Here is a 25,044-nt window from a genome sequence, read left to right on the forward strand (position 1 = left end):
AACAACACGAACCCCAACGGGGTTCAACAATGCTTCACCGCGTTGGCAACTACGCTCACCGAAGCAGCGACTTGACGACTTCGCCGTGCACGTCGGTCAATCGATAGTGCCGGCCTTGAAACTTGAACGTCAATTTTTCGTGATCGACACCCAATTGATGCAGAATCGTGGCATGCAGATCGTGAACACTGAGCGGGTCTTCGACGATGTTGTAACCGTATTCATCGGTGGCACCGTAGGTGATGCCGGGTTTGATTCCGCCGCCAGCCATCCACATCGTGAAACAGCGAGGGTGATGATCGCGGCCGTAATTGGCAGGTTGCAAATCGCCTTGGCAATAAACGGTCCGGCCAAATTCGCCACCCCACACGACCAACGTCTCGTCCAGTAACCCTCGATTCTTGAGGTCGGTGACAAGCGCCGCCGTCGCTTGGTCAGTTTCTCGGCAGCGGGCCTTTAACTGTCTGGGCAACCCGCCATGCGTGTCCCAGCCGCGATGGAACAGCTGTACAAACCGCACACCACGTTCACTCAGCCGTCGTGCGATCAACGCGTTGTGCGCGTAGGTGCCTGGTTTGCGTGCGTCTACGCCGTACAGTTCAAAAGTGCTGTTGGGTTCGTCCGAGACATCGGTCAACTCCGGCACCGAGGTTTGCATGCGATACGCCATCTCATATTGAGCGATCCGCGAGGTGATCTCAGGATCGCCCACCTCGTCAGCTCGAAGCTGGTTCAGCTGGGACAATCGATCCAGCGTGTCACGACGCAACCGTGAACTGAATCCCGGAGGATTGTTCAGGTACAACACCGGCGACTTGCCGCTGCGGAACCGCACTCCCTGATGCACCGACGGCAGAAACCCACTGCCCCATAACCGGTCATATAAAGGTTGTCCGCCGTTACCCGAAAGCATCGCGACAAAGGCGGGCAAGTTCTCGTTTTCGTTCCCCAGACCGTAGCTCATCCACGACCCGATACTGGGACGTCCGGCGATTTGAAAACCGGTTTGCAAAAACGTGATCGCGGGGTCATGGTTGATCGCGTCGGTGTGCATCGACTTGATGATGCATAGATCGTCGACGATCCTTGCGGTGTGCGGCAACACGTCGCTGACCCAGGCCCCGCTTTCGCCATGCTGATGAAAATCAAACGTTGATCGGGCGACCGGAAACGAGGATTGTCCTGCGGTCATGCCGGTCAACCGTTGCCCCGCGAACACCGACGCGGGCGTTTCCTCGCCATGCACTTTGTTTAAATAAGGCTTGTAATCCCACATGTCATGCTGAGGGGGGCCGCCCGATTGAAACAGATAGATGATGCGTTTGGCGCGGGGCGTGAAATGCAACCCCCGCTGTCCCACCGCTGCGGCGAACGTTGATGACGGGTCCAACAGGGATGCGGCCGCCGCACCGCCCAACGTTGCTGAGGCGGAAGCTAACACGTCACGGCGGTTCAGCACCTTGGGAATACACGCTGGCATAGCGGAACTCGTCAACAGTTTCGAATGGTTCGTCGATTGGTTAGTCACGCGTTGTCGCCTCTTCTAGGTTGAGTAGCACATTGGCCAACACCGTCATCGTCGCCCGATCCACGGCCGAATATTTTTCCAGCGATTCGGACTGTCCGATCGACAAAACCGCATTGGTTTGTTCGGCCGACTGCGAAAATTCATCACGGTACGTATCCAACGCCTCTTTTAGCACGCTGGTCTCGGTCGTAGTCGGTTCACGGCACAACAGCCGACGAAATGCGTACGCGATCCGTTCATCATCGTCGCTTCCATTTTGTAATATTCGCTCACCAAATTTACGTGCTGCTTCGGCAAAGGTTACGTCATTCAGCAAGGTCAGCGATTGCAGTGGCGTGTTGGTGTGCCGTGGTTTGACCGAACACCATTCGCGGTCCGCTGCATCCAATAACGCCATCGTGGGCGGCGAGAGCGTTCGTTTCCAATACGTATACAGGCTGCGGCGATACAAATCGTCGCCTTTGCCCACTTTGTAAGTAAAGTTGCTTGCCTCTTTCCACAATCCCGCGGGTTGATAGGGATAGACGCTCGGACCGCCGATCCGTTCTACCAATAAACCGGAAATGTCCAACGCTTGGTCCCGCAGCACGTTACCGGGTAACCGCTTTCGCGGAGCTCGTGCGTAGAGCGTATTATCGGGATCGTGTTTGAGGTGTGCTTTCGTGACTTGCGAGCTGCGGCGATAGGCATCGCTGGTCACCATCGTTTTCAGGATGGCTTTGATGTCCCAGTCGTTGTCCATGAATTCCGATGCCAACCAATCCAGCAATTCAGGGTGCGTCGGCAAATCTCCCTGCGATCCAAAATCCTCGGGTGTATTGACCAGCCCACGACCGAACAGCATCTGCCAATAGCGATTCACGGTCACTCGCGCGGTGAGCGGATGTTTTTCGTCAACCAACCAACGAGCAAAACCGAGCCGATCGGCGGGCTGATTCGCGGACGTCAAAACGGCGGGCACGCCCGCGGTAACCGCTTCGCCTAATTGGTCGTACACGCCGCGTGTCCGCACGAACGAAGGACGACCCTCGGGCAGATCTTCCATGATCATGGTGGTCGGCAGTGAATCCCAGAGTTTGGTCTGTGCGGCAATGGCCGTTTGCAACTCGGAAAGCAGGCGACGATGCGCAGCGTTATCAGTGTGCTCGAGATATGCCGCACGCAAAAGGCGAGCTTGCAACGCGGTCCGCTGCGATGTGGGAATCGCCGAAATCGTCTGTGGCGAATCCGCGACCGCCAACAATTCTGCTTCGTCATCCGATAGCGTGCGAGTCGTGTAGAAACGAAGCTCGTCGATTTGGCCGTCCCAACCACCAACGTGTGGGCTGTGGCCGATTCGGATTGCCGCGCCGTTGTTGCGATTCGCCGTATTGCTGTTGGTGTTGCGAATCACTTCGACCGGCTGCAAAATCCCATCGACATAAATCTTCATTCCTTGGGCACGCTGCGTTCCGTCGTTGGTCAGCACGATGTGTTTCCACTGGCCCAATTCGAAGACTCGATTGGTTTGGACCGTCGACACACCGGAGATCCAGCGGCTGTTGATATTCCAGCGCAGATGTCCGTCGACGAACTCGACCAAAATGCCTTCGCGTTTTGTGCCCCGTTGCTCGTTCGACAACACCACCCCGGTATCGGTTTGGCCGGGCGCCATCCAAAACGCAATCGAAAACCGTCCGTTACCGATCAGCCCCGGGATCTTGCCAAGTTCGTAGTGATTGTTTTCGGATACGGTTGCTGTGTTGCCAAAGCGAGCGGTCGGCGTGATTGACCCCTCCTGACGCAGCAATGCGTCGCCTTTGGAAACGACACGTTTATCGGGTGAATCGAAGTCAAAAAAATGATCCAGACCGTGACTGACAACGGGCGGCAATGTAGCAAAGTCGGTCGCAGTTTCCCAGATCTGTTGTGCCGCAGCGAGATCGGCTTCGGCAGCCTCGAGCCTAGTTTGACACTTCGCCACTCGCTGCTGAATTTTTTCAAATTCGGATCGTTGTGCGTCGGTGGGCGTTTTGATCCACGGTTCGGAATTACCAAATTTGATCGCCCGTCCACTTTCGGCGACGTCGTTGAAATAGTCGATCAATTGGTAGTATTCGCGTTGGCTGAACGGGTCGTATTTGTGATCGTGACATCGAGCACAAGCCACGGTGATGCCCATCCAAATCGTCGCGGTGGTATCAACACGATCGACGGCATTTTCGAGTAGGAATTCGTCGATCGGAATGCCTTCCTCCGAGTTGTAGCGGTGGTTGCGATTGAACGCGGTCGCGATCAAATCGGCTTCATTTGGATTAGGCAGCAGGTCGCCCGCGAGCTGGACAATGGTGAATTGATCAAACGGCATATTTCGGTTGTAGGCGTCGATCACCCAATCTCGCCAACGCCACATCTCTCGCGGTCCATCATTTTGGTAGCCGTCGGTGTCGGCATAGCGAGCTGCTTCCAACCACTGCCACGCCATCCGTTCGCCGAAACGCGGTGATTGCAACAATCGGTCGACGGCGTCTTCGTAGGCCGCGTCCAATCCGTTGGCTTGAACCTCCGCCAGGAACCGCTGCGACTGTTCAATCGTCGGTGGTAATCCTGTCAAATCGAGCGACACACGGCGGAGTTGCGTGGCCGGTGACGCGGGCCCGAGCGGTTCCAAGTCGGCTTGTTCCAAACGCTTCAAAACGAAGGAGTCAATCGCTCCATGCGAATCAAATTCGGTTGGCACCGCTGGCCGGGTGATCGGTTCAAATGCCCAGTGCCGCTGATACTTCGCGCCCTGATCAATCCACTGTCGCACCTTCAAGCGTTGATCTGCGGTCAGCACCAATCCTGAATCCGGGGGCGGCATCCGCAATTCAGGATCGTCGCTTTCGATGCGTGCAACCGCTTCGCTTTGGTCTGCGTTTCCGGGCACAATCGCTGCGTACCCGCCCAAGTCCTCGACCGCTGCCGCACGCTCGTCCAATCGTAACCCAGCCTCGCGAGTGTTCGCATCGGGCCCATGACATTTAAAGCAGGTATCGGAAAAGATCGGGCGAATATCGCGATTGAATTCCACCTCGTCGGCGATCGCTGGCAAGGTAAATTCAGCGATGGCAAAACTACAAGCGGTCGCCAGGAAAACGAGACGCCGGTAGGTGGAGCGGGTGGCGGATTTTGTGGTAGGTAGCATTAGGAGGCGTCGTGATCGATGTTGGGGATGATCGAATACAGCCATCTTATCCTAAATGGATGACCGAGATCACAAATCGACCTGTGCTGTGGGGGCGTGTTGGATCTTGTTAAAGTTCCCCACGCGGCTGGATCCACCTTAGAATTAAGCTGGGTCCGACCAGGATCGGATTCCCGAATCGGCGACGAACCAGTCCGCTGATGATCGGGTCACGCGCGATCGGTGGTCGGTGACGCGTCATTCTCGGCCGCTTGGCTGGCAGCGTAGCGATGATCGGTTTGCCCAAGTGCCACGATTTTAACCACGTCTTTCACCGCCAGGTACAGCAGGCTTACGATCGCGACAGCCCCGCCGGCAAGCAACGAGGATGCAATCAGCACGCCGTAATAGATCGTTGGGTACCACCATCCCGGCAGTGAATCCGATTCATAAACCGGGACACAATGTAATACGAACATGATCGCGGCGGCACAGAATAGAATCGCATCATACAAGGCGATCTTGATGATTCGGTGGTAATGCGCATCGGCAAGGTTGCGATCGGCGTTGTTTCCCAGTCCGATCATTGTCAACATCAACGCCAAGATGGTGGCAGACACCGTTAGTAGGGATGAGCAGAACAGGCGACTTGTGGGGATAATCGCCTCCAGCAGTCGACGAGCCTCAGTGTCGCCGACATGCCCAAGCACGATCGCGGCACTGGCGATCGAAACGGAAATGACGGTCCCAATCACACACGCCGTAATCAGATCGTGTTTCAGTCGGCCCAGCATCCCTGGATCGTTCGTCATTTTCGTCTTCCTTGGATCGAGTCGCTCGCAATACCAGCGTGTTCACCGAACGACCATGTGCATTCCTTGTTCCGTTAGAGCACGATTCAGCGAATTCGGAAAACGTAGTGTCCCTTTTTGGCAAGCAAACGCGGGAACGAAGACGCGACGTAGATAGGACGCAATTGGCCGCTACTGTCTTTACCTCTACTCGCCCGATGGATTGACGTGCTTGAGGAATTTGAAGATGTCGCTGCCGGTCGTCATGATCATCGTGCTGTCGCCGCCGAGCATCTCTTGATACGTCTCCATCGTCTTGATGAACTCATAGAACGACACCGAATCTTCGCTCTGGTTGTACGCACTGGCATAGATCTCGGTTGCCTTGGCGTCCGCTTCGCCCTGGATTTCCTGGACGCGTTTGTAGGCTTCGGATTCAATCTTCAGTAGGTCGCGTTCTTTCTTTCCGATAATCTTGGCCGCTTCGCCTTCGCCTTCGCTGCGGAATCGCTCGGCGATCTGTTGACGTTCGCTGATCATACGATCATAGATTCGCTGCTGAACGCTCTCGTTGTAGTTGATTCGCTTGAATTGCACGTCAAGCAACTCGATTCCAAAATCGGCAAGCTTCCCCGAGGCCTTGTCAAAGATCTCTTTCTCGATCTTGGCTCGTCCTTTGGTGATTGGATACAATACTCCGACGTTACCGGGTGCATCGACAAGGACAGCGTCACGCTCGGGTTGACGGTCTTTGGTGGTTCGGATCACCTCGATCAATTCATGTTTGGCGATCGCGTTGCGTGTTTCACTGCCGAGGATGTCGTCCAGACGCGATTGAGCACTCCGCTCGTCTCGCAATCGCAAATAGAACTGCTTTGCGTCTTTAATCCGCCAACGCCCAAACGTGTCGACGATAATGTACGTTTTGTCTTTGGTGGGCATCTCATTCGGACGACCGTCCCAATCGAGAATCCGTTCCTCGATTCGGATGACTTCTTGAATGAAGGGGACCTTCAAATGAAGTCCCGCGTCGGCGATCGGATCACCCACAGGCTTTCCGAATTGAGTGATGATCACCTGTTCGGTTTCATGCACCGTGTACGATGCGTTGTACAGCAGAAAGGCCAATAGCAGACCGAATACGATCAGTGCGGGAATAGGTAAGTTTTTCATGATCAGTTCTTTGCGGATTCGGTGGACAATTGCAACAGCGGCAAAATCTGGCTGGCCTGTTCGTCGATGATGATCTTTTTGCCAAGATTGGGAACGATTTGACGCATCGTTTCGATATAGATGCGTTGCTTGGTGACTTCGGGAGCCTTCAAATACTCCGCCATCACCGCGTTGAACCGAGCAACATCGCCTTCCGCTTCGTTGACACGTTTCAGTGCATAACCTTCAGCGGCCTGAATTTTTTGTTCGGCTTCTCCGCTCGCTCGCGGGACCACTTTGTTGTATTCACCGTTGGCTAAATTGATGAGTTGTTCGCGTTCTTGTTGAGCCTGGTTGACCTCATTGAATGAATTTTGCACGGGCAATGGCGGATTGACATTTTTCAATTGCACCTGATCGATGCTCAGCCCAAGCTCGTACTTGTTCACCAGTTCTTGGAGTTGCAACAACGCATCAGCTTCGATTTCTTGACGTCCCACCGTGATCACTTCGTCCACCGTGCGGTCACCCACGACCGTACGCATGACCGATTCAGACAGGTCTCGTAGTGTGTTGTCGGGGTCACGGACTTCGAACAAGTACAGATCGGGATCTCGAATTCGGTATTGGACGATCCACTCGACCGTGGCTGCGTTCAAATCCCCGGTCACCATGCCACGTTCGAGCGTCTGTTCCGCAGAAAATTGGTTCGGGTTGGTCGCGCCGGATGTTCCGAAACCAAATTCTTGTTTCAGTTGGCGTTTTACCGGCACCATGACCACACGTTCGATATTAAAAGGCAACTTGAACCGCAGTCCAGGTTCAGCGTTGCGAACGTATTTGCCGAACCGCAGTACCACGCCTTCGGATTCCGCCTGGACGGTGTAAACACTCGAAAAGGCAGCAAATACGACCAGGATAACGGGAATCACCCACAGCAGACGCAGTTGTTTAAAATCGATATCGCGCCAATCAAAGTCGCGCCAGTCGTCGGGATCAAATTTCATAAGACCGTTGGTTTGTTCAGGTTGTCGGGATGTGCAGGATGGTTCACAACAAATTGGCTGTGACGATTCCCGAGTTCGTTACAGTATAGCTTGCTCCGGTGACCTCCAACCCTAGCACGCGATCCGTCCCGACGGCTAGCGATGACGCAAAATGTTCGCAAACAGCATGATTCGTCCGCGATCGAACCATTCGTGCGATCCGGTATCGGAACCGCACCTGAGCGGCATCATGGCGTTTTGAAAAACTACGGCGTCTTGGAAGGGTTACGGCGTCTTGAATAAATCGAGGAACCGATTTTCGTAATCTGCGAAAACGCCCAGCCGGTCGAGTTCACTTTTTAGCTCGAACGCTCGGCTGCGATCGGTTTGTGCGACTTCGAACAACGATTCGATTCGCTGCTGGTCCTCCGCTGAGAGCTGCGAAGCCAACATCCACTCGTCGCCGGTCGATTCATCGCTTTCTTCGGGTTCAGGTTCGATTTGCCGCCGCAGTTCGGCAACAATCTGGCGACGTTGCCCATCCCTGGCCATACTCGGCAGAAGTCTTTCGGCGAAACTCCCCAAAGCAGCGAAGCTGCAAAACGTAGCCTAGGCTTCCAGCCTGGGGACTACATCGAACCCAGGCTGGAAGCCTAGGCTACGTTAAGCCCAATCAATTGTGCGGAGGTGCTTATATTAAACACCCACGAGCAAAACCCGCGCCCAAATACAGTGACCTTCTTTCTGTACTTGTGTCGACGGTCCAAAAGACGAAACAGTGGATCAAGGAACTGATGCGGGAACTGCAGTGGGAAGACCCGCAAAAAACCTATCATGGCACGTGTGCGATGTTGCACGCATTGCGTGACCGGTTGACCCTGCACAAGACCGCTGACTTGGCTTCGCAATTGCCGATGCTGTTGTTTTCAAAGGTCTAAAATGACCGTTGTATTGTCCCGATGACTCATTCGGGCTAACGTGGTTTTACACCATTTCGGACACCCTGCGGAATCGGCTCGCTCGCGATCGTCACTTCTTTACCAAGCAGGTGCTTGTCGAAAAATTGTTGCAGCCGCTTTGCGACTTCCGGCGAATCAAATCTGCCGTGACCGCCGCCTTGCACCGGAACGAGCATCGTCTCGACTCCGACTTTGCTGAGTGCTTCGTGCAGCCGCTCGGATTGATTAAACGGTACCACGCGGTCGTCGGTTCCGTGGATGATCAGAAACGGCGGGTCGTTCTCCGAGACATAACTGACTGGGGAAGCGTTGCGAGCAGCCTTTTTGCTCTCTTGAAGCGTTCCGCCCACGAGTTTGGACTCCGGTGAATTCGCATCGTCGTGCCAACCACCCATTGTCAACAACTCCGAGGGACCGTACTGGTCGACAACGCAGCTAACACTGCTGCTGTGGCTTAAATGGTCACCCAATTTGCCTTCCAGTTCAGGCACATCGCCTGCGGTTCCCAGCATCGCGACCAAATGCCCGCCAGCCGAAGTGCCGGTCACGCCGATCTTGTCGGGGTCGAGGTTGTAGCGTTCCGCGTTGGCTCGCGGCCAGCGGATTGCGGCTTTGCAGTCGTGGATTTGTGCGGGCCAGATCGCTTCGCCACTTAACCGGTAACCAACCGAGACGCCGATGTATTGGCCTGTTTCAACGAATGAGGAAACTGTTCGAAAGCCGCCTTGTTTGTCTCCGTTTTGCCAACCACCACCATGAATGAAGACAACGACCGGCAAGGGTTTGTCGTTCTTTCGGGTCTTGGGCAGATACAGGTCAAGCGTTTGTCGCGGATTGTCGGTGCCAGCATAAGGCAGGTCCCGTTCGGTTTGGATGGATGTCGCGGTTGCGGCGGATGCCTCCTGACCGCGAGCGGCGCGGCGCGTAAACGCCTGATCTTCTTCGCCGCTGATCACGCCATCCTGATTCGCGTCGATGCGGCGGAACAACGGTCCTGAAAATTCGTCTTTGGTCAACTTGCCGTCTTGATTGCGGTCGAGCCGCTTGAATTGGGGGCTGGTTTGTTGTGGTTCGGTCTGTGCGTGACTCGGTGCCGCCGCGATTCCAACTAAGGAAAAACAGCAAGTTGCGAGGAAAAATCGTTGATGATTCATCATGGATCACTTCGGTAAGTTCGAGTTCAGTACAGTCGGATTCCACCGTTTGAACCCATCACCAGCCCGTTGGTTTCGCCGCATCCGCGGTAAGATGGTGCCTTGGGTAGGTGAGTTGCGTTCGAATCAGATCGGAGTCTTCACCGGTTCGGATTATTCTTCAGTCCGATGATTGCGTTGAAACTGCGCGGACGCAAGAAATAAAGAGGCATTGATGAACATTACCCTTCGCCCCGAACGCACCGAAGATCGACAATCAATTTGGAACGTCAATCACGCGGCATTCGGAAACGATGCCGAAGCGAACTTGGTTGATGCGTTGCGCAAAGGCGGTTTCGCCACGGTGTCGGTGGTTGCGGAAATCGATGGAGAGATCGTTGGACACATTTTGTTCAGCCCTGTTTCAATTTTGACAAGTGACCAGACAATTGCTGCCGTCTCGTTGGCGCCGATGGCCGTTCAGCCTCGTTATCAACGGCAAGGAATCGGAAGCAAACTAGTGCAATCGGGGTTACAGTCGTGCCGCGACCAGGGATGCCAAATCGCGGTTGTGCTTGGTCATCCCAAGTTCTATTCACGCTTTGGATTCTCGTCCGATTTGGCTCGGCCATTAGAATCGCCGTTCGGCGGTGGTGAAGCCTGGATGGCGATCGAGCTGGTGTCCGGTGCATTGAGTGGTGTCACCGGTTCCGTCCAGTACTCGCCGCCATTTACCGCTTAGAATGCTTCGTTTAACCGTTAGCCGATAGGCGTACGCAAAACGGATGCGAGTACGCCTTCGGCTGATTGTTGAACGATCAAATCAAGAAGCCCTCAGCGGCTGTTGATCCACGAAGAACGCTCTACAAAACGCTCGCACGAGTTCTGCTGCAATATGCATGCCTCGATTGTTTGTGGGACCGTGACTACTATCTGGGTTAGAAGACGCAATACGTTCGAGTTGAGTTTGAGGAGTAAATGAATGACTTGGATGCAGTGGTACAACAGCCTTGAGAAGCCGTCTTGGACGCCAGAACCCTCCACCATTGGCCTGATTTGGAGGATTCTTTACCCGATCATCCTGGTGACATTCTGCTTCGTATTCGTGCAGGCGTTCAGGAAAAAGGTGCCATCGAAGGTGGCTCTGCCATTTGGCATCAATCTCGTGGCGAACCTGCTCTTTACGCCAATCCAATTTGGTCTTCGCAATTTGCCGTTGGCAGCGGTGGACATTCTGATCGTCTGGGGAACCATCCTGTGGATGGTGGCAGCAGTTTGGAAGCACTACAGATGGGTCGCCGTGGCACAGTTGCCGTACTTTGTGTGGGTATCGATTGCGACCCTTCTCCAATTGTCGATTACTTGGAGCAATTGGTAGCGATGACGAAGCAGCGTGACACGGGCGTCAAATGGGGGCAGAGTTTTTTGTAGCAGAACTCATTCAGAGTTTCGGGGAGTCAGTGGCCGTGGATCGCAATGTGGTGCTTCGTCCATAGGCATCCTTTACCTGCTTGGCAGTTCCATCGCCGTTGGTCCTTCTGAAGAGGGCGGCGATGTCAACGGAGGATGGACGCCTCCGATGCTTTATAATCAATGAGTGTTCTCGGTTTCTTTTAAACGCAGGTGGAGGCTACAACGATGCGATACTTGTTTTTTAGTTCGTTGCTTGTGGGATTCTTGCTCACGTCCGTGGCGTCTGCCGAAGAGGCTAAGGACGAAGCGATCAGGAAAGATCGTAAAAAAATCGAAGGGACATGGCAGATCGTTGGACTTGTCGTCAATGGTAACAAGACGAAGGATGAAGACGCCAAAAAACTCACGGTGGTTAACGACGATAAGGGCATTTGGAGCCTCTGGTCGGGCGATAGCAAAGTCACCATGGGGACCAGCACTTTCGACCCGACAACGAAGCCAAAGAGGATTAATTTCACTCCGACCGAAGGTGACGCAAAAGGCGATTTGTTTCTTGGGATTTATCAACTCGGCAAGAACGCTCGAAAACTTTGCTTTGCACCCTCGGGAAAAGATCGGCCCACTGAGTTTTCTTCCACGGCTGAGAACCAGCACATTCTCGTAACGTTGAAGCGGATCAAGCCTGAGTCGTAGCGGAGCATGAAGTCTCGCATCGTTAAACAGGTTGGAAATGATGGTGTCCGGCTACGTTGAGACATTTTGAGGTGTAACGCTGGATTCGAATTCAGCACCATACTACGGTTTTACGTCTGCATTTGGTTTTATGTCTGCATTTGACGGTGAATTGAAATGAAAGTGCTGGCTATCGTCGAAACGGCGATCTACGTCGATGACCTCGACGCTGCCGAAGATTTTTATCCGCGAATCCTTGGTTTGGATGTGATTGCCAAAGAGCCTGGTCGCCACGTTTTCTTTCAAGTGGGCGAGTCGAATGTTCTACTTGCATTCAATCCCAAGACGACATGCACGGGAGACAAGCTTCCGCATCATGGTGCAACGGGTCCCGGGCATTTTGCTTTAGGAATTGAATTACGGTCGCTCGACGATTGGCGTCAACATCTTCAGGATCATCGTGTCGTGATCGAAGCCGAAGTGGAATGGCCAGCTGGTGGGAAGTCGATCTACTTTCGAGATCCCGCCGGCAATTCGGTCGAATTAGTCACCCCAGGTCTCTGGCGATTGCCGAGTGGATGGTAGCAACACCGAGACGACCAATACGGGGACCGACCAATACGGGGACAGAGCACTTTACAGCGGGGACAGCACTTTACAGCGGGGACAGAGCACTTTGTCGGGTTAGGTAGCAGTGCCACGTGCGGGGTAGATCAAACGCATTAGTGGGTTGCTGGTGCGTGGCGCGCTGCTCGCGGGTCACTCAGCTCTGGGGTAAAGCGAACGCCGCAAAACCAAACGCTTTGAAGCAATTTTTTCATAGTGTTTGCGATTTATGGCGTAGCGGATGTCTCGCGAGGCTTCCATTCCACGCGCCGGTGCCTGCACGAAACTCTCTTGACGAGTTCCGCTAAGAAATGCTCCACAGCGATTTGCAGATCCATACACCAATCTGCTATCGGCCGCTTCGGCTCGATCGGCACAGCCAAACGAGCCGATTAAAAGTTGTAACGTAACCATTGCCGGAAAGGGTTGCAGTGGCATAGGAGGTGGTCCAGCGAAGAACAATCCGTTGGAATGCTAGCAGCCAAGAAACGTTGCTCTCCGATCTGACAATGATTTCACCTTCACCCCGAACAGGGGCATGATCTCAAGTCATCATTGTGCTCTGTCCCCCGTCTGTCCCCCGTCTGCGCCTAAGCAGGGTATGCACCCAGGTCATCGTTATGCACTGTCCCCCGTCTGTGATCGGCCTTGCGCAACGACGGCGCTTTATGTCCTTGTCACGGATTTAACACCGGACGCCACTATCAACGCTTGCAAGCCCGCCCAGACAATTAACACCGCCCACCAATGTTGCACGGCGCTTGCATCCAGCGGAGCAGAAAACCAGCCAATTGCTACCGCGACAAAACCAGGGACAGCGGTCGCCACCAACAGGATGATTGTCTTTCCAATCCCTTTGATGACTGCTCCCAACAACAAGCTGGTGATATCCATAACCCCATAAACGGCCGCGTAAGCGAGCAGTGTTGTGGCCAATGGTTCGATCTCGCTCCGCTGTGCTGGGGTCAAACCGCCTAGCGAGATCGGCAACAGCACGTGAGGCAACACCAACAGCACCGTCGCAAGTGACAAGGAAAACGAGAATCCTAGAACCATGCTTCGTCGCAAAATCTGCACCGCTTGCCTGGTTCCGCCGGCTGCATAGCCTTGTCCGGTCACCACGGTGACCGCGGTGGCCAAGCCAATCGCCGGAATCGACAACAGCTGATACAAACTGAGTGCGGCCGACGTCGCGGCAAGCCCGGTGACCGATGCCGTTCCGATCACTAACAACACAAGGCTAAATAAACTGGATCGAACCAATTGCTGGATTCCCAGTGCCGACCCCGGAACGATGATTTCCAAAATCATTTTTTGATTCGGCTTCCATGCTTGTTTGCGGTGACGCCCAAACGACTGTAACCGCGTCAACAAGATCGCGAATACAGCCACTTTGAACCACATCGATAGCGCGGTCGCCAACGCCGCACCAAAAACGCCCATCGCAGCCACGCCCCAGCCGCCAAAAATTAGCCAAAAATCGAGTCCGACGTTCAACGCCGCTGAGGCGATGTTGGTTCTTAGAATCGGTTTTGTGACCCGCCGTCCTACAAAAAACGCAGTTAATCCGGCTTCGAGCATCGAGGCCGGCGCCACCAACAGCAGCGTTTGAAAGTAGCGTGCTTCTTGGACCGCCAAATCGGTCGGATGGCCAAACGCCGCAAAAATACGAGGGCTGATCCACCCCATCGCCGCTAGCACCGGCAACATCGCCAGGGTCAACCACACACATTGCCACATCAGCGACCAAACTCGCGTCGCTGCCGCCCCGCGTTTTTGCCGGTGTCCCAGCGTCATCGCCACCAAGGGGGTAATAAAACCCATGGCCGTCACGGGGATGCAAACGACCGCCCAATACAAATTGCCCGCCGACACCGAAGCCGCCGACGACGTGGGACCATACCACATCAACAAGGTTCGGTCGGTGAACAACGTGATCGAGAAGCAACCAACCGTCGCAGCCAGCGGCAACGCGACCGCCAATAAGGCGCGATAACCATAGGGATTTCGTCGCTTTTGATCGGCGTTTTGCAGCATCGGCGTGAATGGGCTCTACGACTAAGGGTGGATTGGTGCGAAATATGCAACAGAAAAAACGCAACAGAAAATGCAAGAGTTCGTTGGGACGATGCAGCTGACATACAACCGCCACGCGATCGGCATGTTTCCGTGTTTTGCCTTTTCAACAGAGCTTTCGGTTTGCAGGCCCGTTGGATCGCCTTCGCTCTCAACGTGATCTCACCTCGAGATACCGATACCGCTTGCCAGTCCAATTACAGCGTCGTTGCTGGCAAAGCTTATTTGCGGGGTGCTTTTATAGGACTTAGGCAGCGGCAGCGTGGATGTGATCGAGACCGTTACCGGGACAGCTTTCGCGAAACAGAAATGTCTCGGGAAACGGAGCATGTTGGAAGTCGGAGCCGGGCATAATGCCAAACGGTAACTCGCAACAAGATCCGCATCCATGATGTTGCTGCTATGCGATCCTCGTGCCAGCCTTCCACCATTTCGCTCGATAACTACTAAAAGGAGCCTCGCCATGTCGACTGCAACCTCGCGGACATTCGCTTCGCCTGTTTCAAGACTGCTGCATACGATCCATCGCATTGGGCTGAAGTTCCTATGCACGCTCGATCGAGCTGAGAAACAAATGCTACGCTCAGGAGCAGCCGTGGCACCAACCGAACGAAATCCGATCGTTCCGGTCGATCACCAATAAGTTGGAATAACGTGGATCGATCCACGACCACGGTTTCACCCGCACCTTCACCCTCCGCTCTTTTCGCTACTCTCGATCCTCTTGATGCTCCGACTCTTTGGTCCGAGGCTCGAAGTTATCGCCAAGGAAACGCCCTTAGTAGCTGGCGATCGGGTGCCCCTATGCGCAACATATCTTGGTCGCCAGGACCAGGCTTGCACATGCGATTGGCACACCACTTGCTTTGCCTCGATCAGCGATGGAACTCACTAACACGATGGATCGTTTCTTTGATATTTGGCAAGATCGGTGTCAGTCGCCAACGTTGATTCGCAATGAGGGCGACGACTCCCACGAGAGTCCCCGATGCCTGCCGAAGCAACGATTGGCCTTTGGCGCGACGGGGAACTGCGACGATGAAAATTGGAGTGATTGGGCATTTAAAACATGCGATTGCAAAGCCATATGCCGGCGGACTCGAATCATTTACACATTCCTACATCCGAGCCCTCGTCGATCGCGGCCACGACGTGACGTTGTTCGCATCAGGTGACTCGGACCCAGCACTTCCTTTGGATCCGATCGTTCCAACCGCAACGATTGCAGAATCGCGTCGCCGACTCGGCCGCGTACACACTCCGTGGGTTGAGTGTGTCGAGGACGAAGCGTATGAATCATTGATGGTCCGCTTGGCCGCCGCGGACTTTGACGTGATTCACAATCATTCGCTCAGCCCGATTCCACTGCGATTCGCCAGCATCCAGCCCACCCGGATGATCACGACGCTGCACACTCCGGTACTGCCGCGGATGCAATCCGAGCTGGAGTCTCGTGGCAGCGAAAATTGTGGCGAATTCGTAAACATCTCCGAAGCCAACGCCGCAGTCTGGCGGCACTGGATTCCCAACCAGCGGATTATTCACAACGGTGTCGACACAAGATTCTGGAAAAACTGCTGCGCCCCAAAGCAGCGGCGTGCGATCTGGTTCGGTCGTATCTTGCCTGATAAAGGCACCCACTTGGCCATCGCCGCGGCACAGCGTGCCGGGTTGCCCATCGACATCGTCGGGCCGATCGCAGACCAAGATTACTTTGACGCCGAGGTGTCGCCAAAGCTGTCGCCATCGTGTGTCTATCTCGGACACAAAACTCACGAAGAACTCTGTGAGCTCGTCAGTCGTGCGGCGGTTGCTCTGGTCACACCTTGCTGGGACGAACCGTTCGGGTTGGTCGTCGCCGAGGCGCTTGCGTGTGGCACGCCGGTAGCCGCATTCGCGCGTGGAGCGTTGCCGGAATTGATCACACCGTCGGTGGGACGATTGGCCGCCCCCGGCGACGTTCCGGCCTTGGCAGCGGCTACTCGCGATGCCCTTTGTCTTGCGGGTGAGGTTTGCCGCCGCGTGGCACAAGAAAAATACAGTTTTGACCGCATGGTCAGCCACTACGAAACGCTTTATCGTCGACATCAATTAGGCGTCGCGATATGAGTTCGCCCACGATTGGATTCTACGTTCATTATCATGGGCTCGGGCACAAGCATCGTACCGAAGCCATTCTGCAGCACCTACGATTTCCCGCCACCGTGATCACCAGCCGCTTGGACGCCCAACGTTGGAGCGGCGAAAGTCTTTGCCAGGTCATTGGGATCGATTGTGATATCGACGATGTACACACCGAAGGTTTGCAACACGCTGCGGACGTTGCGGCGCTACACTATGCGCCGCTTTGGTGCGATACGATCACTCGCCGTGTTGCACAATACACTCAGTGGTTGCACGAGTCGAAGCCCGACTTGATGGTGGTGGATGTGTCGGCCGAAATCTCGATGCTGACGCGGCTCGCATCGATCCCTCAAATTGTGATGCGTCAACATGGCGACCGCAGCGATGCGGCTCACGAAAACGCTTACGCGGCGGCTCACAGCTTACTTGCTCCGTTCCCCGAGACGATGGAAGACGATCAAACGCCACAGTGGGTGCGCCGCAAAACGGTCTACCTCGATGGGTTCTGCCGCAACACCACCAGTACGCGACCAGAATCACAAGTTGCTAATGTAACGGATGACGTTGAGCGTCCTCGCATCGTGGTGATGTTTGGCCGAGGCGGGCGGGACGATGTCCACGAAGATCTACGCCAGGCGGCCAAGCGAGTGCCCCAGTACGACTGGATTGTGCTTGGCAAAGAACCCGACGGACATGCGGGCACGCCGGAGAATCTTCGCTTCCATGGCTGGGTGACCGATCCCACGCAGCACGTACAAACCGCCGAGATTGTCGTCACGGCGGCTGGGCACAACAGTGTGATGGAAATCGGACACGCACGAAAACGCTTTGTCGCAATTGCTGAGGACCGCCCCTTTGACGAGCAAATTCAGAAGGCTTCCGTTTTGGATCGCGAGGGATTGGCGGTCGGTTTGACATCGTGGCCTGATCCGCAGCAGTGGCCCGCCATCGTCGAACGAGCAAAAGCACTCGACCCTCAAAAATGGGATACCGTCTATCGCAACGATGGCGCTCGCCAAGCCGCCGAGCATCTACAAGCCGTTGCCACTTGGTCGCATACGATACGAAAACGCAACTGCCGAGGGAACCGATGAGGATCAGTGTGTTGACGATCGTACGTGGTCGCCAAACCCATCTCGAAAACCAATTGCGAGGACTGTTGCGATCCGAAATCTATCCAGACCAGTGGATCGTGGTCGGCATGGACCAAGAGGTTCAAATCGCGGTTGACAAAATCATGATGGAACATTCGCGAACCGAGCAAAAAGTTCGCGATCGTGTTGCCGTGGCGGGCCGCGATTCGATTGATACGTGTCCGTTTGAGATCCGTACAAGCCGCGTTGACGGCGACGGCCGACAGCTACCGCTAGCCGAAGCGAGGAACCGTGCCGCGTCGCTGTGTCAAACCGAGGGCATGATTTTTTTAGATGTGGACTGCATCGCGGCGCCGCAAATGATCGGAACGTTTCGCACGACGCTCAAGGAACAACCAAGATTGTGGATGGGTGATGTCCGCTACTTGCCGGCCGCCGCGACCGAGGGCGGTTGGCAGATGCCATCGCTGTTTAAACATGCAGTGGATCATCCCCTACAGCCGATTTTGCAACCGGCGCAGCGAATCGACTCCGATCGCTACGAGTTGTTTTGGTCCTTGTGTTTTGCGATCACACGAGACGACTTCTTCACGATCGGCGGCTTTGACGATTCGTTTGATGGCTACGGAGGCGAAGATACCGACTTTGCCTTTTCCGCCTGTCAAGCAGAAGTCCCGTTTGGCTTTGTCGGTGCCACCGCGTTCCATCAATACCACGCGGTATGCAAACCGCCGCTGAACCACTTCGAAGCGATCGTACGAAACGCGATTCGTTTTCAAAACAAGTGGGGCGTGTGGCCGATGGAGTCCTGGCTCAACGCCTTTGCTGATCGCGGACTGATTCGCTTTAATCCGGACGCCAACAAATTGGTGATCTTACGAAATCCAACGGCGGAAGAAATTCGCAGCAGCGAAACGCAGACGCCAGCTGGGTTCTAAAAAATTGCCTCGGTCATTACTCGCTTGGCACTTTTATCTCGACACCGTAACGAGGCGCAGCTTCAAGTAGCCTCGTGATCTCGGCTTCACTCGGTGGTGGAGCCGTCACCGCGTCTTCATCGAGTGTCTGGCCCACCTCAAAAAACATCTGTTCCAATCCGGCGGGCGCAAGGGTGATCAGCAGCCGAGCGGTCTTGTCGCTTTCGTTTTTGAAGCAATGAAGGCTTCCCACGGGCATGTTCAGAAACGTGCCCTCGTCGGCAACAAAGCGGTCGTCGCCAAGTTGAAATGTCATCTCGCCTTCGAGAACAAGGAACGATTCCTCTTCGCGACGATGAACATGCGGCGGAGGCCCACTGCCCGGTGGCACATTGGCTTCAAAGGTGGTGTACTTGCCGTCGGTTTCTTCACCGGTGGCAAGGAAACGATAGACGTCGCCAACGATCCCGATCCTGCGGCCTTCGCCGGGCCGACGCATGATTGCAGGATGATTCATATTTCGTTCCTCTATTCCTATTCCCCAAATCCAAATATGTCCTCACTCCAATGCTTTGTTCTCCGGCCCAACGGCCTGTTGTTTGTGTTGTCACGTCCACCGGAGGTGAGAATACTAATTCCTCCCTTTAACGGTCAATTTTGAAATCACGGCAATGTCAAACGAATGGAACGTCTCATTGAAATCATCGCCTTTGATTCCAATCACAACCGGTTCAAAACCTTCAACAGCACCACGTTGAGGTACCCAGGTCATTAGACCGGTATCACTTACCTTCATTCCCGCGGGCCCTTCGACCAAGTGGAAGGCAAGCGAATTGCTGTTTGTTTTGCATCTGACCTGGTAGCTCAGTTTTTTTCCTTTGTAGGCCATGATCGGAGGCAGCGACTCGACAAACAGATAGTCTTCGCCGGTGGCTGTCAGTTCGGCTTCAAAATCGTACTTGCGAACGTAAATCCGCTTTTTGTCGTAGTCGGTATTTGCCAGCAGTTTTGCCCAAGGGACAAAATGAATTCGGGTTTCGCCGTAATTTAACGCGTCAAGTGAATTGCGGGTTGAGTTCGTATTGCCGTGTGGCGCCAGCTCATTGAGTTGTAGGTTGCTATGAATAATTCTGAGATCCGAGGCCGTGCAAACGTCGACACTGGTGAACCAGCTGCCGCGAGACTTTCCTTGAACCGTACGGCGATAAAATAGCGTGGATCCACCGTGGGAAAGGTACGTGCCCCTTCCAACCAATCCGGCGAAATGTCCCTCGAGAACATGTTGTAGATTTGTCCGCGGGGCAAATGGAACATGCGACCCAGGGGTGATGGCGCGGCCCAGCGAATCCGGTTGGATGTCGAGCCAAATTCGCCCATGGAGATTCTGCCGTCGTCGATCCTAACCCAGTTGTAAGAGACAGGACCAAGCCCGGTCATGATGGTTCCAAAGACATTTCCATTAGCCGCAGCATCGACTTGGCGTCCGAAATCGTTCGTGCGTTGGTAAAACAGTTTCTCACCACCTGTGGACATTGGCTTGAGTCGCTGAGAATCAACGATGTAGGCCTCGTTGCCATCGAACAAGAACAGATATTCATCCGCGTTGACGCCAATTTGAATTAATTTCGGCGCGTTTTTTGTCGGTAGACGAGTCGTCTTTTCCAGCTCGAAAGTCTCAAGGCTCCATCGCTGCATCAGCATTTGACTCGGTAGCACGACGTACAGGTTTTTCGATCCGGCGGTCAGCAGGGCATCGGAATCGACATTCTTGATCTCGTGTACGAGGTTCGCGGACAGCAAGTCAAAAATCGCGATGCGTTTCGATTTTCCAAACTTAAATATCATGTAACGATCGGCGCCGCCCATGACGTAATCATCGAACGGTTCATCCAATTCGTAAACCACTTCGTCATCTTCAAACGTCGCTTGTTCATATGGCAAAACATAATCCGATGTCTCTGGATTCGCTGCCGTAGGAGCCGCTTCTTCTGTCTTGACGGTCTTAAGCTCGATGCCGCCGGGAGCCCCGCGAAACGGAATGACTCCTTTGATCCGCGAAACGACTTTTGTTCCATCAAGAAGGGTGGCATCGTATGAGAGTTCGCTTGCCATTGCATTGGGTTTACCAACGTCAATCTTAGTAACCGATGCCAGGTCCAGTTTCATTTCGGAGCCGCCAAAATAGATCGTTGGTTCCGCGAAAAGAAGTCCCTTCAAATCCACCTTGCGTCCGTCGTAACGCGTCAATCGCCATCGGTCTCCTGCCAGCCTTTCGAACGACTTCATCTCCGCAAGGTATTGCGTCGAGTTGCCAAACCGAATCGCTTGTTCGTTGAGTTCGCCATTGATCTTTCCTGATGCAAAGTCAATCTCGACGGGAATTCGTAGACGCTCGTTGGTTTGATTTACCGGAATTACTTTGACCGAGAATTGATCACCGTCGTTTCGCTGCTGAACTTCAAACTCCGGAGATTCTCCTTTGTTGTTTCGCAGCTTCAACTTGAATTGATAGTTCGCTGCAGAAGTGCCGAATGAAACGACATTGAACTTGAGTTCAACAGGCTGATGCCGTTTGACAAATCGAATGTTGATTTTTTCGAGTGTCAAGTCGGGGATTTCCAGGAACGTTTTGACCTTCGAAATGGGGATCGCAAAATTGACATCCGTGCCTATCACCTTTTCCACAACGACGCCCACGACCATATTGTTGTTGTCCAGGATGGGGCCACCGGAGTTACCAGGATTCACGACCGCATCAATCTGAATGGACTCCAGTGAATCTGCGCGTTTGCGCAGCGACACGACACGTCCAACGTTGACGCTGATTCTTGGGTAGGTTTCGTCTTTGAGGGCTAACGCAGTACCAAATGGAAACCCAAACGCCGTGATTTGTTGTGTCTCGAAAAGAGTGGCGTCGTCTCCTAGGTTCAACACAACTAACCCAGCTGGCGGTTTGATTGCCCGCAAGAGCGCGAGGTCGTGTTCGGCACTCGTTCTGACAACCTCCGAAAGAAACTTGACTTCCTTTTCCGTACCGGAATTCATGATCAAGGGGATTTTCTCGGATTCTCCTTGCACAACGTGTTGATTCGTAATGAAGAAACCTTTGGCGTTGATGCAGAATGCGGTTCCGAATCCAGCGCCCGAGGGGCGTTCAACGAGAACCGTCGCAGTCTTCGCGTTTGCGACATTGTCGCGGTTAAGTTGTGCAAATCCTTGTTCGGCAAATCCGAAAAAAACTCCGATGACGGCGATCAGAAAAAATGGGAAGGGGCAAATCGATCGTCTTAATAGCTGAAACATTCCATTCCAAAGTCTTAACGAACAGCACGTATTCATCCATCTCCCCACAAAGTGACTGACATGAATACGAGGCAAGTATGAATACGAGCAAGATAATTGTTCTTGGCACGATGTGCACGTATTTCGTGGACTTTATTTGTCTCGACTCGATTTTCGACCCCATTCTCGCGAGGGTAAAAACGAGATTTGAATTAAAAAAACGGGGGAGTTTTTGCAAATGGCTTCGTCTTCCCCGAGGCGATTCGCTGCGTGGTAGACTCTCGCTTCACCGAGCGAAAAATCAACGAAGTTTTTAAACCTACTACTATGACGAAACACCCCCTCGGTCTATCGATCGTCTTGCTACTTCTATTGGGGCCGGGGCTGCACGCAGACGATTCGGTCGGCCCCTATATCGGTACCTTAAAGAGCACCGAAGCCCACCTGCTGTACAGTCCGGGTAAGGAGGCGGTCACGTTGCGTTTGACCGTGCACGATGAACAAGGCACGAAAGTCGCCACCGTTGACAGTCGCAGCGAATCCGAGCATGACTTCGTCGCCAAATTCCACGTGGTGGGACTCACCGCGGGCACCACCTACCGATACCAAATCGAGAAGATCGAAGCGGGAGGCGCAACGCTTGTTGCTGGTGGAACAGCCGACTTTCATTTCACGACCGTACCAGCGGATCGCAGCGGTCAAGTGCTGAACGTCGCCTTCATTTCCTGTGTCAACGATAGCACCGATTCGGTTTGGCAGCAGATGGCCAATCACAATCTCGATCTGCTGTGTCTGGGCGGCGACACTCCTTACGCCGACACCGGCAATCTCACGGATCTACGAAACAAGCATCGTCATCTGCTGCAGCGTCCCCGGCTCGCAGTGCTGGGTAAGAGCGTACCGTTTGTCGGTACCTGGGACGACCATGATTTCGGATTGAATAACGCCAACGGAAAAAACGCCGCAGCGTTGAAAACAAACACTCGCCGAGCATTCGTTGAATACCGTGTCCAGGACCAGTATGGCAGCGGTGACGAAGGTATCTATCAGAAGGCGGATCGGGGAGCGATGGAAGTGTTCTTGCTCGATGCACGATGGTACTCCCAAACCGGCCCCTCACCTGTCAGCCCTAACCAATCGACTTGTTACGGAAATGAGCAATGGAAATGGCTGCTGGAAAGTCTCCGCAGCTCCGAGGCACCTTTTAAAGTTCTGTTGCACGGACAAATTTGGCAAGACAAAAAAAATCGCGAAACCGATGACATGCACACTTACTATGCAGAGCGTGACGCGTTGTTGAATTTCATCAAAGATGAACGCATCCCCGGTGTTGTGTTGGTCGGGGGTGACATCCATGTTTCGCGTTATTTGGTACACCCACAACGGGTTGGATATGACCTGCACGATTTCATTATCTCGCCGGGCCATACTAGCGTCATTCCCTCGCTGAATGTCTACCATCAAGATCTTGAGTGGTCGCGAGTCCAGCCCAATCAGTTCCTGATCATGACCGCGGATACCAGTAAAACAGTCCCCACACTAAGCGTCAAATTTCTCGACAAAGATGGCCAGGAGAATCTCGTCAAGACCATCACGTACTACCAACTCACGGCTCAGCCGGAAACAGGGATTGCCAAGGATTTGCGGGGCTATTGGAGCTTTGATGGCGATACTAAAAATCGTTCCCAGTTAGGTAGTCGCCTGGACGGGCAACTCAACGGCGGTGCCACGGTGAGCAACCAACATGGCACGTGCGGTGGAGCATTGCAGCTAAGCCGCTCGGATAGCCAATACCTGACGGTGCCGCGTTCGATGCTGGATGATAACGCCAGTGTCTATACGGTTTCCGGCTGGATCAAACCAGCGTGGCTACCGGTGCACGGCAGCGCGGACCGCTCTTTCATCATGGAATCAAACGTTACGAATCACTGCGAGTTGCCCAACGCATCTCGCAGCGGCTATGCGATCTCCGTCGGACTCAGAGCGTGCGGAGATGCCGAGAAGATCAACCTCCAACTCTTCACCGAGACGCTAGTTCCACAGCCCGTTGGCTCGGAGCGGTCGCCCAGTACAAAATCGCAAGGCGGCTTTGATTGCTTGCTCGACCGCTCGCTATTTTCGGGTTGGACCCACGTCACGGTCACGTTCGACTCGATGCGGTTGCAGTTGTTTGTCAATGGGAAACTGGCCAGAACTCATCCGCTGCCGATTCACGGACCGATTGCGGAAACGGGAGGCTTAGTGATCGGCGGCCACCGCGCAGGTGAAGGTCGAAACTTTGACGGCATGATCGATGAAGTCGCGATCTGGAACCGCGTTCTCTCTGCATCCGAGATTGACGCGATCTACAACAACGGCACCGTGGTGGCGTTGCTCAGCGGATTGTAACTTCCGCTTAAGACATCGCCGCGATTAATTCGCGAACCCGCTGTACGGACGTCACTCGACTGTGATTTCCGAACCGTGCTTCGCCAGTCGCAATCTCTGGCATCCTTGGCACGCTGGCGCTGGCATGGACTTCGCGAACTTGCGTAGCTTGCACAATTCGGCGTACGTTCAAGCCGTTGATTCCCGCTCCGGCCATCACCGTCAGCCGATTATCTGCACGGTCAACAAGTTGTTTGATCAACTGCATGCCTTCTTCTGCGGTCGCTCTTTGCCCCGACGTTAGCAACTGATCAACACCTAGCCCGATGATCGTGTCGAGTGCACGCAGGGGATCGCGAGCCATGTCGAAGGCACGATGGAAGGTGATTTGAAGGGGACGAGATGCCCGGATCAATCACCCTGCTCGGCCACTAGTGCCGACTCGATACAGTCGATGCAAATTTCCAGTAGCATGAAATTCTCTGAGTGTGCGGAACATGCGCGGCCACGCAGGGCCGTCTTCGAAGCTTCCGCGAATCTTAGAGAGTAAATTGACTGCCGTTGGCTTGGGAAACGCCAAATTCCAGGGGCAAAAGGTTTTTCTCGTCCTTTCCAACAGATTCTTATTAACGAATCACTGTGGACCCGCAGCAAGGACACTCGCGCCAGCAAGTTCAAAGAGAACGAGTTTTTCAAAGACATCAAGATCCGTACCGTCAATGTCTCTGAGGTTGGAAAGTAACAATGTCACAGAACGGATCGCTTTTAACAGCCGAATGTGGGGACAGATGAATAGGTT

22 protein-coding genes are annotated in these 25,044 nt (G+C 54.0%); 10 read left to right on the forward strand and 12 right to left on the reverse strand.

Translation table 11 applies throughout. From position 1 onward, the window contains the following. Window positions 1–55: 55 nt before the first annotated feature. The 6 genes from RMSM_RS33670 to RMSM_RS33695 all read right to left on the reverse strand — a co-directional run bounded on the left by RMSM_RS33670 (window position 56) and on the right by RMSM_RS33695 (window position 8,154). On the reverse strand, window positions 56–1,480 hold the full coding sequence (locus tag RMSM_RS33670) for a DUF1501 domain-containing protein (RefSeq protein WP_040770913.1): 1,425 nt from the start codon (window positions 1,478–1,480) through the stop codon (window positions 56–58). 40 nt (window positions 1,481–1,520) lie between these two features. Next, a complete protein-coding gene (locus RMSM_RS33675) occupies window positions 1,521–4,694 on the reverse strand; it encodes a DUF1553 domain-containing protein (RefSeq protein ID WP_008708336.1) in 3,174 nt (1,057 codons plus the stop codon). 209 nt (window positions 4,695–4,903) lie between these two features. Then, on the reverse strand, window positions 4,904–5,485 hold the full coding sequence (locus RMSM_RS33680) for a hypothetical protein (protein ID WP_008708337.1): 582 nt from the start codon (window positions 5,483–5,485) through the stop codon (window positions 4,904–4,906). 186 nt (window positions 5,486–5,671) lie between these two features. Then, entirely contained in the window at window positions 5,672–6,637 is a 966-nt protein-coding gene (gene hflC / locus RMSM_RS33685) for a protease modulator HflC (protein ID WP_008708338.1), read from the reverse strand. Between the two features lie 2 nt (window positions 6,638–6,639). Next, window positions 6,640–7,623, reverse strand: a complete 984-nt coding sequence (gene hflK, locus RMSM_RS33690) for an FtsH protease activity modulator HflK (protein ID WP_008708339.1) — start codon at window positions 7,621–7,623, stop codon at window positions 6,640–6,642. A 264-nt stretch (window positions 7,624–7,887) separates the two neighbouring features. Next, on the reverse strand, window positions 7,888–8,154 hold the full coding sequence (locus RMSM_RS33695; RefSeq protein WP_008708341.1) for a hypothetical protein: 267 nt from the start codon (window positions 8,152–8,154) through the stop codon (window positions 7,888–7,890). Between the two features lie 200 nt (window positions 8,155–8,354). Here RMSM_RS33695 and RMSM_RS33700 point away from each other — a divergent pair, with 200 nt between their 5' ends. Next, the gene (locus RMSM_RS33700; RefSeq protein WP_008708343.1) at window positions 8,355–8,540 is read left to right on the forward strand and encodes a DUF2267 domain-containing protein; all 186 of its coding nucleotides are present in this window, start codon (window positions 8,355–8,357) and stop codon (window positions 8,538–8,540) included. 35 nt (window positions 8,541–8,575) lie between these two features. Here the strand turns inward: RMSM_RS33700 and RMSM_RS33705 are convergent, their stop codons facing one another. Continuing rightward, window positions 8,576–9,718, reverse strand: a complete 1,143-nt coding sequence (locus RMSM_RS33705; RefSeq protein ID WP_008708344.1) for an alpha/beta hydrolase fold domain-containing protein — start codon at window positions 9,716–9,718, stop codon at window positions 8,576–8,578. Window positions 9,719–9,929: 211 nt separating this feature from the next. On the opposite strand from RMSM_RS33705, the gene RMSM_RS33710 reads away from it, so the two are divergent. The 4 genes from RMSM_RS33710 to RMSM_RS33730 all read left to right on the forward strand — a co-directional run bounded on the left by RMSM_RS33710 (window position 9,930) and on the right by RMSM_RS33730 (window position 12,364). Then, the gene (locus RMSM_RS33710) at window positions 9,930–10,436 is read left to right on the forward strand and encodes a GNAT family N-acetyltransferase (RefSeq protein ID WP_008708345.1); all 507 of its coding nucleotides are present in this window, start codon (window positions 9,930–9,932) and stop codon (window positions 10,434–10,436) included. Window positions 10,437–10,676: 240 nt separating this feature from the next. Beyond that, a complete protein-coding gene (locus RMSM_RS33720) occupies window positions 10,677–11,072 on the forward strand; it encodes a TspO/MBR family protein (RefSeq protein WP_081614437.1) in 396 nt (131 codons plus the stop codon). A gap of 260 nt (window positions 11,073–11,332) precedes the next feature. Beyond that, a complete protein-coding gene (locus RMSM_RS33725) occupies window positions 11,333–11,800 on the forward strand; it encodes a TIGR03067 domain-containing protein (protein WP_008708347.1) in 468 nt (155 codons plus the stop codon). A 156-nt stretch (window positions 11,801–11,956) separates the two neighbouring features. Beyond that, complete coding sequence (locus RMSM_RS33730) at window positions 11,957–12,364, forward strand: VOC family protein (protein ID WP_008708348.1); 408 nt, start codon at window positions 11,957–11,959, stop codon at window positions 12,362–12,364. Between the two features lie 687 nt (window positions 12,365–13,051). On the opposite strand, the gene RMSM_RS33740 is transcribed toward RMSM_RS33730, so the two are convergent. After that, window positions 13,052–14,422, reverse strand: coding sequence for an MATE family efflux transporter (locus RMSM_RS33740; RefSeq protein WP_008708349.1), 1,371 nt, complete (start codon window positions 14,420–14,422; stop codon window positions 13,052–13,054). 502 nt (window positions 14,423–14,924) lie between these two features. Between RMSM_RS33740 and RMSM_RS33750 the strand changes: the two genes are divergently transcribed. The 4 genes from RMSM_RS33750 to RMSM_RS33765 all read left to right on the forward strand — a co-directional run bounded on the left by RMSM_RS33750 (window position 14,925) and on the right by RMSM_RS33765 (window position 18,617). Next, the gene (locus tag RMSM_RS33750) at window positions 14,925–15,104 is read left to right on the forward strand and encodes a hypothetical protein (RefSeq protein ID WP_008708351.1); all 180 of its coding nucleotides are present in this window, start codon (window positions 14,925–14,927) and stop codon (window positions 15,102–15,104) included. Between the two features lie 395 nt (window positions 15,105–15,499). Beyond that, window positions 15,500–16,570: a glycosyltransferase family 4 protein gene (locus RMSM_RS33755; protein WP_008708352.1), complete on the forward strand. Its 1,071-nt coding sequence runs from the start codon at window positions 15,500–15,502 to the stop codon at window positions 16,568–16,570. Further along, window positions 16,567–17,679, forward strand: a complete 1,113-nt coding sequence (locus RMSM_RS33760) for a hypothetical protein (protein ID WP_008708353.1) — start codon at window positions 16,567–16,569, stop codon at window positions 17,677–17,679. Before RMSM_RS33755 ends, RMSM_RS33760 begins: the two co-directional genes overlap by 4 nt. Beyond that, window positions 17,676–18,617: a glycosyltransferase family 2 protein gene (locus RMSM_RS33765; RefSeq protein ID WP_040770926.1), complete on the forward strand. Its 942-nt coding sequence runs from the start codon at window positions 17,676–17,678 to the stop codon at window positions 18,615–18,617. The genes RMSM_RS33760 and RMSM_RS33765 overlap by 4 nt, the downstream gene beginning before the upstream one ends. Window positions 18,618–18,633: 16 nt before the next feature. Here RMSM_RS33765 and RMSM_RS33770 read toward each other — a convergent pair whose 3' ends face one another. The 3 genes from RMSM_RS33770 to RMSM_RS33780 all read right to left on the reverse strand — a co-directional run bounded on the left by RMSM_RS33770 (window position 18,634) and on the right by RMSM_RS33780 (window position 21,899). Beyond that, window positions 18,634–19,113, reverse strand: coding sequence for a quercetin 2,3-dioxygenase (locus RMSM_RS33770; RefSeq protein WP_008708355.1), 480 nt, complete (start codon window positions 19,111–19,113; stop codon window positions 18,634–18,636). Between the two features lie 114 nt (window positions 19,114–19,227). Next, a complete protein-coding gene (locus tag RMSM_RS33775) occupies window positions 19,228–19,485 on the reverse strand; it encodes a hypothetical protein (protein WP_008708356.1) in 258 nt (85 codons plus the stop codon). 158 nt (window positions 19,486–19,643) lie between these two features. Next, a complete protein-coding gene (locus tag RMSM_RS33780; RefSeq protein ID WP_008708357.1) occupies window positions 19,644–21,899 on the reverse strand; it encodes a S1 family peptidase in 2,256 nt (751 codons plus the stop codon). Between the two features lie 306 nt (window positions 21,900–22,205). Between RMSM_RS33780 and RMSM_RS33785 the strand changes: the two genes are divergently transcribed. Then, window positions 22,206–24,266: an alkaline phosphatase D family protein gene (locus tag RMSM_RS33785; protein ID WP_008708359.1), complete on the forward strand. Its 2,061-nt coding sequence runs from the start codon at window positions 22,206–22,208 to the stop codon at window positions 24,264–24,266. 7 nt (window positions 24,267–24,273) lie between these two features. Here RMSM_RS33785 and RMSM_RS33790 read toward each other — a convergent pair whose 3' ends face one another. Beyond that, window positions 24,274–24,660 carry a copper homeostasis protein CutC gene (locus RMSM_RS33790; RefSeq protein WP_081614439.1) on the reverse strand — a complete coding sequence of 129 codons (387 nt, stop codon included), beginning with the start codon at window positions 24,658–24,660 and terminating at the stop codon, window positions 24,274–24,276. Window positions 24,661–25,044 lie beyond the last annotated feature (384 nt).

This window comes from Rhodopirellula maiorica SM1, from assembly GCF_000346295.1.
GTDB classification, from domain to species: Bacteria; Planctomycetota; Planctomycetia; order Pirellulales; family Pirellulaceae; genus Novipirellula; species Novipirellula maiorica.